Annotated in this window: 8 protein-coding genes; 6 read left to right on the forward strand and 2 right to left on the reverse strand. The window is 53.2% G+C overall.

The window, feature by feature from the left end; all coding sequences use genetic code 11:
- Window positions 1–23: 23 nt before the first annotated feature.
- Window positions 24–2,759 (reverse strand): TMAO reductase system sensor histidine kinase/response regulator TorS, encoded by a 2,736-nt coding sequence (gene torS / locus F4V72_RS22895; protein WP_136057876.1) that lies wholly within the window; start codon window positions 2,757–2,759, stop codon window positions 24–26.
- A gap of 79 nt (window positions 2,760–2,838) precedes the next feature.
- Between torS and torT the strand changes: the two genes are divergently transcribed.
- Window positions 2,839–3,879, forward strand: a complete 1,041-nt coding sequence (torT, locus tag F4V72_RS22900; protein WP_023247215.1) for a TMAO reductase system periplasmic protein TorT — start codon at window positions 2,839–2,841, stop codon at window positions 3,877–3,879.
- Here the strand turns inward: torT and torR are convergent.
- Window positions 3,852–4,544 (reverse strand): two-component system response regulator TorR, encoded by a 693-nt coding sequence (gene torR / locus F4V72_RS22905; protein ID WP_023247216.1) that lies wholly within the window; start codon window positions 4,542–4,544, stop codon window positions 3,852–3,854. The genes torT and torR overlap by 28 nt on opposite strands.
- A 129-nt stretch (window positions 4,545–4,673) precedes the next feature.
- On the opposite strand from torR, the gene torC reads away from it, so the two are divergent.
- The 5 genes from torC to ccmA form a co-directional block, all read left to right on the forward strand.
- On the forward strand, window positions 4,674–5,858 hold the full coding sequence (torC, locus tag F4V72_RS22910) for a pentaheme c-type cytochrome TorC (RefSeq protein WP_001230258.1): 1,185 nt from the start codon (window positions 4,674–4,676) through the stop codon (window positions 5,856–5,858).
- On the forward strand, window positions 5,848–8,400 hold the full coding sequence (gene torA / locus F4V72_RS22915; protein WP_053529102.1) for a trimethylamine-N-oxide reductase TorA: 2,553 nt from the start codon (window positions 5,848–5,850) through the stop codon (window positions 8,398–8,400). The genes torC and torA overlap by 11 nt, the downstream gene beginning before the upstream one ends.
- Window positions 8,393–9,025 (forward strand): molecular chaperone TorD, encoded by a 633-nt coding sequence (gene torD, locus F4V72_RS22920; RefSeq protein WP_053529101.1) that lies wholly within the window; start codon window positions 8,393–8,395, stop codon window positions 9,023–9,025. Before torA ends, torD begins: the two co-directional genes overlap by 8 nt.
- Window positions 9,026–9,214: 189 nt before the next feature.
- Entirely contained in the window at window positions 9,215–10,615 is a 1,401-nt protein-coding gene (locus F4V72_RS22925) for a cytochrome-c peroxidase (protein ID WP_023247219.1), read from the forward strand.
- Window positions 10,616–10,620: 5 nt separating this feature from the next.
- Window positions 10,621–10,947 (forward strand): heme ABC exporter ATP-binding protein CcmA (ccmA, locus tag F4V72_RS22930; RefSeq protein ID WP_150342508.1); only part of this gene is annotated, 327 nt, incomplete at its 3' end.

A 10,947-nucleotide genomic window follows, 5' to 3' on the forward strand; every position in this document is an offset into this window, starting at 1 on the left:
TGGCCGTGGCGAGCCGGAAGTTATCATGGCGAATGATGTCCGGCTATCCATGCGTCGAGCGCCGTCACTCCCTGCGTCACGATAGTTTTAATATCTATCTCGCTAAGCGGCTGCATTTCCAGCTCCCGACAGGCATCGGTCGCCTGAGTCATCCCCAGGCTGGCGCAGCCGCTTTTTAATTTATGCGCCAGCCGCTTAATGTTAACGTCGTCATTCATGGCGCGCGCCGCCTCGATCTCCTCGACTAAAGGCAGCGCGCTGTCTTTGAATAACGTGACCCATTGTCGGAGTTTTTCCGGGCCGACAGACGCCATATCGCCGGCAAGCTGATGTTCATTCAGCATCGCCCGCGCGTTGTGAGATTTGCCCTGTAAATAATGCGCTATCATGCGGTAAAGCTCCTCGCGGGGAATGGGTTTCTGAATAATCCCGCAGAAAAGACCGGCGGTACGCTGACGGAGATTATCGTCTATCACATGCGCGCTAAAACCAATGCGTTTCATGGCGGGATACTGACTCATCAACTGCTGCGCCAGGGTTAAGCCGTCATAATCCGGTAAATCAAAATCCACCAGCGCCACATCAAAGGACTCGCCTTTGGCTAAACAGCGTAGCGCGTCATTCGCGCTTTCAGCAAGTGAGACCTTTACCCCTTTGCTTGTGAGCATTTCAGCGGTAATACGCTGCGTCAGCATATTATCTTCAATCAGCAACAAGCGTAGTCCGTTAAGATTTATCAGTTCCCTGAGCGCATTTTTGCTTGCGGGTTTGGGGTGGCGAACCGGCAGTTGTAAACGAAAACAACTGCCAACATGAAGCGTACTGGTGACGGTTAGCGTCCCACCCATCGCCTCTGCCAGGCTGGCGCTGATAGCCAGCCCCAGCCCCGTCCCGCCCCGGCGTCCTGTCGCCTGCACAAACGGTTTGAAAATAGCCGTCAGCTTCGCTTCAGGGATACCGCATCCGGTATCTTCAACCTCAATAAACCAGCTCTGATCGTCGCAAAACGTGCGCAGCACTATGTTGCCGCGATCGGTAAATTTCGCCGCATTACTTAAAAGATTAATCACAATTTGGCGTATCCGGCGCGGATCGCCTTGTAGCGTTGAGGGGAGTTGGTCGCTAAAGTCGGCGATGAGCGCCACCTGAACGCGGCTGTGCATTAAATGCAGCGCGCTATTCAATAATTGTCGCGGTTCAAACGGCTCCTCGCTAATGGAAACGTTGGTTCCACCTACTTCAATCGCTGAGTAATCAAGAATATCGTTAAGAATCGCCAGTAGCGATTCGCCTGAATCATTAATGGCCTGTAAATCGTCGCGGTAGTTTGCCATGAGCGGTTTATCGGCCAGCAATTGTACCGTACCGAGAATGCCGTAAAGCGGCGTGCGAATTTCATGGCTCATGGCGGCAAGAAACGTTGATTTCGCCTCGTTGGCTTTTTCCGCTTCGGCGCGCGCCTGTCGGTGTTCCAGCACCAGCGCATGAAGCTCCGCCGTTTGCGATCGCACCTGCTCCGCCAAATCTTCACGATGGCGGTTCAATTTGCGCACGTTGGCGCGAAACGCTTCCATCAGACGGCTGATGGTATCAAGTTCGCTGACGCCAGCCGCCTCCGGGAACGGCGAGTCAATATCGCCCTCCAGTAGCCGTTGTAAGGCCTGCGTTTGTTGCGCCAGCGGGCGGGATACGGAACGGTAAACCACTCGCCAAAGAATAAAACTTAATGAGCACAGCGCCAGGATACCCAGGATCACTAACCCTATTTGCCCACGCTGACTGGCGTGTTTAAGGCGTGCTAAACCAGTCTCGTTACGTTTCTCAATGGCGTTCACTAACAGCGACACTTCCGTACTGAAGCGGGTAAACTGAAAGAGGTTATTTGCCATGAGCGTTTGAAGCTGTTCGCGGATGGCGTTTTCCTTACGGAATAGGGTAACCAGCGTGGTGTACTGGTTTATTTTCTCCAGCGCGTCGGCGATTTGGGCGCGAACGGTCGGATCTTCTATACGTTGCTGGCGGCGGGATAAAATTCTAACCAACTGATTAAGCTTTTCATCGGTTTCATCGGCATCGTTCAGCCCTTGCGCGTCTTTTAAGGTCACAATGAGCTGCTTAAACCGCAGGGCGTTGACCCGGAGCTCATTCATCTGATTCACATACTCAAGGTCGATATCAATCAGCCGGTCAAGCGCGCGTTCAGCCTGGTCCCCTTTATCGCTTTCGATAAGATCGTAAATACCGGCCTGGGTGGCGCCTGCAGATGTCGCTGCATTATTGGCCTGTCCGTGAGCCTGGGCGGCAATGATTTCCGCTGCCTCCGCAATCTGGCGGCTTAACTGCTGTTGCTGTGCGCGCAGCGTGAGAATTTCACCGACCAGCGTACCCTGCTGCCCAAGCGTTTGTGCGATCTCTTTTTCTTGCCGGGCAATGGCCGAGGTAGTAAACCCCTGCTCGCTTAATGCCTGCAATATGTGGTTAATTTTGAGGCTTTGCGCTTTCAGCATCTTCCCCTGGGCCAGCCAAACGCTCTCGCTGTCGGCATTGGTCAGATTTTGCGCGGAAAAGAGCTCATAAGCGCTGGCTTCGCTTAACTGCCGGGCCATATTCATCGTGGGGATCAGCGCTTGCGTATTGGTTTGCTCCACCTGACTAATGACGCGCAGGCTTATCCAGCCGATCACGGTGCTGAGTAGGGTGAGCGCCGCCATCAGGGCGAAGGCCAGCCATAATCTGCGGGTCAGTGAGGGCGTTGACATTTATGCGCCGCGGATGAAATGGGTTGAGTTGCCGCCGGAAAAACCATTAGGATAAAACCTTGTCGGTTGTGGGGCTATCATGCGCGCGCTTATTTCGTTCTTTTTTTTGATAATCATCGTCTCGAATGTAGAAACGGCGTTAGCCGGAACCGGGCTGCTACACTGGACGCGCGCCGATCGGGCGATTCCCTGGCGGCAAACGTCAGTCAATGCGATTAAACCCTGGAAACTGTGCGCATTATACCCCAGCCTGAAAGATTCTTACTGGTTGTCCGTCAACTACGGGATGCAAAAAGCGGCCAAATTGTATGGCGTTGATTTAAAAGTGCTGGAAGCGAATGGCTATCGGCAACTGGCGACGCAACAACAGCAAATGATGCAGTGCCGGGAATGGGGCGCCGACGCTATTCTGCTTGGCAGCAGTACCGATCGTTTCCCGGGGCTGGAGCAGTATGCCGGTAATGTGCCGGTTATTGAACTGGTGAACATGATTCACGATGCCAGCGTCGCAACCCGCGTTGGTCTGCCGTGGTTTCAGATGGGCTATCTGCCGGGACGTTTCCTGGCGCAGTGGAGCAAAGGAAAAACGCTTAACGTTTTGCTCTTCCCGGGGCCGGATGAAGCCGGTGGTAGTCAGGAGATGGTGGCGGGTTTTCGTCAGGCGATTAAAGACAGCGCCATCAACATTGTGGATATCGCCTGGGGCGATAACGACATTGAAGTGCAGCGAAACTTACTCCAGGAAATGCTGGAGCGCCATCCGGATGCTAATGTGGTAGCCGGGTCGGCGATAGCGGCGGAGGCGGCGATGGGCGAAGGGCGGAATTTGACGACCCCGCTCACGATCGTCTCATTTTATCTGACACATCAGGTTTATCGCGGTTTAAAACGCGGCCATATCCTGATGGCGCTCAGCGATCAGATGGCCTGGCAGGGAGAATTAGCGATAGCGCAGTCGATTAAGGTCTTACAGGGGCAACCGGTGCCTGAAAATATCAGCCCACCAGTGCTTATTTTGACGCATAAAAACGCCGATAGCGTGCGCGTTCGTCGTTCGCTATCGCCGCCGGGATTTCGGCCCGTCTATCTGTATCAATACACCTCCGAGGCTAAAAAGTAGCCTTCGCCATGCTGTGTGACCAGCAGTTCCGGCGTAATTTTATGGCGTAAGCGGCGAACCAGTACATCAATCGTGCGGAGATCCGGGGTCTCTACGCGGCGGGCGGAAAGCATTCGCAGCAGGCGTTCGCGATGCAGCACTTTGCCTGGGTTGGTCACAAAGGCCAGCAGTAGCTCGTACTCTGCGCGCGTAAGCTTAATGGCTTCACCGTTGTGCTCCAGCGTGTGATTCATCACGTTCAGGCAGTAACCGGAAAACATGTAGCAGTTTTCATTGGCGTTTTGCGGCGTGGGGTGGGCCAGATCGATGCGCCACAAAAGATTTTTCACCCGCACTACCAGCTCGCGCAGTTCCAGCGGCTTGGTGACGTAGTCGTCCGCGCCCATCTCCAGCCCGACGATGCGGTCGATTTGGTCGCAACGCCCCGTCACCAGAATAATGCCCACCGTGGAGCGTTCGCGTAGCGCCCTGGTCAGCATCAACCCGTTTTCATCGGGGAGATTGATATCCAGCAAGATCAGCGAAACGTGCTCATGCTCCATGATGTCGCGCAGGCCCGCGCCGCTGTCGGCCACAGAAACACGATACCCCTCCTGCTCAAAATAGGCCTGTAATCTGGCCTGAGTAACAGGTTCATCCTCAACAATAACAATGTGATGTGACATCCTGCGCGCGATCTCTTTCTGTTCATATCTGTTCATATATTGCCGTATCCCGTTCATCCTGACCAGTGACGCTGTTCATATTTGCGGAATAAGATCTGTGCATTAAACCATATAATTACAGGGGCTATTATGCGAAAACTCTGGAGAGCGCTACTCAGGCCAAGCGCCCGTTGGTCGATACTGGCGCTGGTCATTGTCGGGATTGTGATCGGCGTTGCGCTGATCGTGTTACCTCACGTCGGTATCAAACTGACCAGTACGACAGAGTTTTGCGTTAGCTGCCATAGTATGCAGCCGGTGTATCAGGAATATAAACAGTCCGTACATTTCCAGAACGCTTCCGGCGTACGCGCGGAATGCCACGACTGCCATATTCCCCCCGATATTCCAGGCATGGTGAAACGTAAGCTGGAAGCCAGCAACGATCTTTACCAGACATTTATCGCCCACTCGATTGATACCCCGGAAAAATTTGAAGCCAAACGCGCCGAGCTTGCCGAGCGTGAATGGGCGCGCATGAAAGAGAATAACTCCGCGACCTGTCGCTCCTGCCATAACTACGATGCGATGGATCACGCGAAACAGAACCCGGAAGCGGCGCGGCAAATGAAAATCGCCGCTAAAGAAAATCAATCCTGCATCGACTGTCATAAAGGAATTGCCCACCAGCTACCGGATATGAGCAGCGGTTTCCGCAAACAGTTTGAAGAACTGCGCGCCAGCGCCAGTACACATAATGACGGCGATACGCTCTATTCGCTGGATATCAAGCCGATTTATGCCGCTAAAGGCGATAAAGAACCGGCAGGATCGCTGTTACCTGCTTCTGAAGTGAAAGTCCTTAAACGGGACGGTGACTGGCTGCAAGTGCAAATCGAAGGCTGGACGGAGACGGACGGTCGCCAGCGCGTGCTGACGCAGTTGCCCGGTAAACGTATTTTTGTCGCCTCGATTCGCGGCGATGTGCAACAGCATGTGAAAACGCTGGAAGAGACCACCGTCGCGGCGACCAATACTCAGTGGAGCAAATTACAGGCAACCGCGTGGATGCAAAAAGGCGACATGGTAAATGACATTAAACCGATTTGGGCCTACGCCGACTCCCTCTATAACGGCACCTGTAATCAGTGTCACGGCGCGCCGGACAAAGCGCACTTCGACGCTAATGGCTGGATCGGCACGCTCAACGGCATGATCGGTTTCACCAGTCTGGATAAGCGTGAAGAACGTACCTTGTTGAAATATCTCCAGATGAATGCGTCTGATACCACCAACACGCCGCACAGCGATAAGGGAGAACACAATGAAAAATAAGGACACGTTACACGTCTCTCGTCGACGTTTTCTGGCGCAGCTCGGCGGTTTGACGGTGGCAGGAATGCTGGGGCCGTCACTGCTGACGCCCCGTAGCGCCCGCGCGGCTGATGCCGTTGCGCCAGGCGCCGCGACGAAAGAGGGTATCCTTACCGGTTCTCACTGGGGGGCGATTCGCGCCACGGTGGTTGACGGTCGATTTGTGGCGGCAAAACCGTTTGAACAGGATAAATACCCGTCCAAAATGATCGCCGGTCTGCCCGATCACGTCCACAACGCGGCGCGTATTCGCTATCCGATGGTGCGCGTCGACTGGATGCGCAAAGGCCATCAAAGCGACACCTCGCAGCGCGGCGATAATCGTTTTGTGCGCGTCTCCTGGGATGAAGCGCTGGATCTGTTCTATCAGGAACTGGAGCGGGTGCAAACCACCTACGGGCCGAGCGCGTTACTGACGGCGAGCGGCTGGCAATCTACCGGCATGTTCCATAACGCCTCCGGGATGCTGGCGCGCGCGATTGCGCTGCATGGCAATAGTGTCAGCACGGGGGGGGACTATTCGACCGGCGCGGCGCAGGTGATTCTGCCGCGCGTGGTGGGTTCAATGGAAGTGTACGAACAGCAAACTTCATGGCCTCTTGTTTTACAGAACAGTAAAACGATTGTGCTATGGGGGTCTGATATGGTGAAAAACCAGCAGGCAAACTGGTGGTGCCCGGATCACGATGTCTATCAGTACTATGAACAATTAAAAGAGAAGGTTGCCAGCGGCGCTATCTCGGTCATCAGCATCGACCCGGTCGTTACCTCCACACACGATTATCTGGGGCGCGATAAGGTCAAACATATCGCCATTAACCCTCAGACGGATGTTCCGTTACAACTGGCGCTGGCGCATACCCTGTACAGCGAGAAACTGTACGATAAAAATTTCCTCGATAATTACTGCGTCGGTTTTGACCAGTTCCTCCCCTATTTGCTGGGCGAGAAAGATGGACAGCCCAAAGATGCCGCCTGGGCGGAAAAACTGTGCGGTATTGACGCCGACACCATCCGCGCGTTGGCGCGGCAGATGGCGGGCGACAGAACGCAAATCATCGCTGGCTGGTGCGTACAACGTATGCAGCATGGCGAACAGTGGTCATGGATGGTCGTCGTGCTGGCGGCAATGCTGGGACAGATTGGTTTGCCGGGCGGCGGCTTTGGTTTTGGCTGGCACTACAACGGCGCCGGGACGCCTGGCCGTAAGGGGATCATTTTAAGCGGCTTCTCCGGTTCGACGACCGTTCCGCCAGTACACGACAGCACGGATTACAAAGGCTACAGCAGCACCATTCCTATTGCGCGTTTTATGGATGCCATCCTTGACCCCGGGAAGGTCATTAACTGGAACGGGAAATCGGTTAAATTACCGCCGCTGAAGATGTGCGTGTTCGCCGGGACCAATCCGTTCCACCGACACCAACAAATTAATCGTATTATTGAGGGGTGGCGCAAGCTGGAAACGGTCATCGCTATTGATAACCAGTGGACATCGACCTGCCGCTTTGCGGATATCGTTTTGCCGGCTACCACCCAATTTGAGCGTAACGACCTCGATCAGTTCGGCAACCATTCTAACCGCGGCATTATCGCCATGAAACAGGTGGTGTCGCCGCAGTTTGAAGCGCGTAACGACTTTGATATTTTCCGCGATCTCTGCCGACGCTTTAACCGTGAAGCGGCATTCACGGAAGGTCTTGATGAAATGGGCTGGCTGAAACGCATCTGGCAGGAAGGGAGCCAGCAGGGAAAAGGTCGCGGTATCCACTTACCGACTTTCGAGGTGTTCTGGAATCAGCAGGAGTACATCGAGTTTGATCATCCGCAGATGTTTGTGCGCCATCAGGCTTTCCGTGAAGATCCGGACCTGGAGCCGTTGGGCACGCCAAGCGGTTTGATCGAGATTTACTCCAAAACGATCGCCGACATGCAATACGACGATTGTCAGGGCCATCCTATGTGGTTCGAAAAAATCGAACGCTCGCATGGCGGGCCGGGATCGCAGCGCTGGCCGCTGCACTTACAATCCGTCCACCCTGATTTCCGTCTGCATTCCCAACTGTGTGAGTCGGAAACGCTGCGTCAGCAATATGCCGTTGGCGGCAAGGAACCTGTCTTTATTAATCCACAGGATGCCAGCGCGCGCGGGATCCGCAACGGTGATATTGTGCGGGTATTCAATGCACGCGGGCAGGTACTGGCGGGGGCGGTAGTTTCCGATCGCTATGCGCCGGGCGTGGCGCGAATTCATGAAGGTGCCTGGTACGATCCTGATAAAGGCGGCGACATCAACGCGTTGTGTAAGTACGGCAACCCTAACGTATTAACGCTGGATATCGGTACATCGCAGCTCGCACAGGCGACCAGCGCGCATACGACGCTGGTGGAAATTGAGAAATATACCGGCCATATTGATAATGTCACGGCGTTTAACGGTCCGGTTGAGATGGTCGCGCAGTGTGAATATGTACCCGCATCGCAGGGGAATCCGCATGATTAAGCAGCCAGCGCTTGCTCAGGAACAGTATGCCTGCGTATATGCATGGCTGGCGTTACTCTTTTTCCGGGAAGTAGATGATGAAGGGTTCATGCAATTACAGTCCGCGGAGATCGCGGACTGGCTGGCGCTATTAAAGCGCCAGCCAGCGCTGGCGGCGTCGGTGGCGTTACTCGAACAAAAAATTGCCGCGCTTAGCCTGCGTCAGGATGCGCAGTTGGAGCTGGCGGCAGATTTTTGCGGATTATTCCTGATGACGGATAAAAAATCGGCGTTGCCCTACGCCTCGCAATACCCGCAGCAGGAATCCGGCATGATTAAACATTTATTGCTCGAAGCCGGGATGGAGGTCAACGACGGTTTTAAAGAGCCAGCCGATCACCTGGCAATTTATCTGGAATTACTCAGCCATTTACATTTTTCATTGGGTGAATCGTTCCAACAACGGAGAATGAATAAATTACTCCAGAAAACATTGTCGTCATTACTGGAATGGCTTCCGGAATTTACAAATAATTGCGTTAAGCATGATCCCTATGGTTTTTATGCTGCGTTAAGTCAATTATTGTTGGCTATCGTTCGTTTTGATGACGAAAAAGAGGATTTATCCATTGTTGTTGCTGAATAAACCAAGTGATGGGCATCGCAAAATGAATGTTACGATAGCCGGGGGTTATCATATCTATAGGTTTAGCCAATTGTAATTATTGATACCAATCAATATCCACGATGGGTTTGTATTTAGTATTGACGGGCCTCATGAGTAAAAAAATAAAATTTAATTAATCATGCCGCAATACCCCATAAGGATAGTGATATGAAAAAAATTACCCTCTATGCGACAACGGTTATCACCGTTGGGCTGTTATGTTATTTAGGTTTGTCCGGGTATGTATGGTATTACGACAAACAGCGCAGTAAAAAAAGCGATGTGCAGGCCTCGGTTGTGGGAGAAAATAACAAAATACTGGGTTATTTCAGGGAGAAAGGATGTGATTATTGTCATACGCCTTCTGCTGAATTACCTTTTTATTCCTCTTTTCCGGTGGCAAAGCAGCTAATGGATTACGATATCCAGCTCGGCTACAAATCGTTTAACCTCGAGGCGGTACGGGCCGCCCTGATTGCGGATACGCCGGTGCCGCAAAGCGAACTGAATAAAATTGAATGGGTTATGCAACATCAGACTATGCCGCCAACCCGCTATGTCGCGCTGCACTGGGCGGGGGGCGTCAGCGATAAAGAGCGTACTGATATCCTGAACTGGATAGCCGATCAACGTAAGCGTAACTATGCCAGCGCCGACACCGACGCCGCGCACCGGAATGAACCCGTTCAGCCTATTCCGCGCAATATTCCCGTTGATGCGAAAAAAGTCGACTTAGGTTTCCGCCTTTATCATGATGAACGTTTATCCGGCGACAGCACAATATCCTGTGCGCATTGTCACGCGTTAAATGCGGGGGGTGTCGATGGCAGAAAAACCTCAATTGGTGTTGGCGGTGCGGTAGGGCCAATAAATGCGCCGACGGTATTCAATTCCGTATTTAATATCGAACAATTTTGGGATGGTCGTGCTGCAACCCTTCAGGCACAAGCAGGCGGACCGCCGTTAAATCCTATCGAAATGGCATCTAAATCCTGGGATGAAATTATTAGCAAGCTTGATAAAGATCCTGTCCTGAAAAAAGATTTTCAGGCGGTTTATCCGCAAGGATTTACCGGGGAAAATATTACTGATGCGATTGCCGAATTTGAAAAAACGTTGATAACACCGGATTCCGCCTTTGATAAATGGCTACGTGGAGATGAAAATGCGCTGACCGCGCAACAGAAACACGGTTATCAATTATTTAAAGAGAATAAATGTGCAACCTGTCACGGCGGTATCATTTTAGGCGGACGCTCTTTTGAACCGTTGGGATTAAAGCGAGACTTTAATTTTGGCGAAATTACCGCAGCGGATATTGGTCGTATGAACGTCACCAAAGAGGTTCGCGATAAATTACGGCAAAAAGTTCCGGGTTTACGCAATGTCGCGTTAACGGCGCCTTATTTCCATCGGGGCGACGTACCGACGCTGGATGGCGCGGTAAAACTGATGCTGCGTTACCAGGTTGGTACCGATCTGCCACAAAACGATATTGACGATATCGTCGCTTTCCTGGAAAGCCTGACCGGTGTTTATACGCCATATCAACCTGAATATGCGCAATGACAATGATGCTTGAAGCCAGAGAACTGCACTGCGAGCGGGACGAGAGGACGCTGTTTCGCGGGCTGTCGTTCACCGTGGACGCCGGGGAGTGGGTGCAGGTCACCGGCGGCAACGGCGCGGGAAAAACCACCCTGCTGCGCCTGCTGACCGGGCTGGCGCGCCCGGACGGCGGGGAGGTGTACTGGCAGGGCGAACCCCTGCGCCGCGTGCGCGACAGCTTCCATCAGAGCCTGCTGTGGCTCGGGCACCAGCCGGGGATAAAAACCCGCCTGACGGCCCGGGAGAACCTGCATTTCTTCCACCCCGGCGACGGCGCGCGCCTCCCGGAGGCG

Origin of the sequence: Salmonella enterica subsp. diarizonae, assembly GCF_008692785.1 — a bacterium.
Lineage (GTDB): Bacteria > Pseudomonadota > Gammaproteobacteria > Enterobacterales > Enterobacteriaceae > Salmonella > Salmonella diarizonae.

Excerpts from the sequence above, each read along its gene's own strand:
- torS (WP_136057876.1), bottom strand. The coding sequence starts at position 2,759 with ATGTCAACGCCCTCACTGACCCGCAGATTATGGCTGGCCTTCGCCCTG.
- torT (WP_023247215.1), top strand. The coding sequence starts at position 2,839 with ATGCGCGCGCTTATTTCGTTCTTTTTTTTGATAATCATCGTCTCGAAT.
- torR (WP_023247216.1), bottom strand. The coding sequence starts at position 4,544 with ATGTCACATCACATTGTTATTGTTGAGGATGAACCTGTTACTCAGGCC.
- torC (WP_001230258.1), top strand. The coding sequence starts at position 4,674 with ATGCGAAAACTCTGGAGAGCGCTACTCAGGCCAAGCGCCCGTTGGTCG.
- torA (WP_053529102.1), top strand. The coding sequence starts at position 5,848 with ATGAAAAATAAGGACACGTTACACGTCTCTCGTCGACGTTTTCTGGCG.
- torD (WP_053529101.1), top strand. The coding sequence starts at position 8,393 with ATGATTAAGCAGCCAGCGCTTGCTCAGGAACAGTATGCCTGCGTATAT.
- F4V72_RS22925 (WP_023247219.1), top strand. The coding sequence starts at position 9,215 with ATGAAAAAAATTACCCTCTATGCGACAACGGTTATCACCGTTGGGCTG.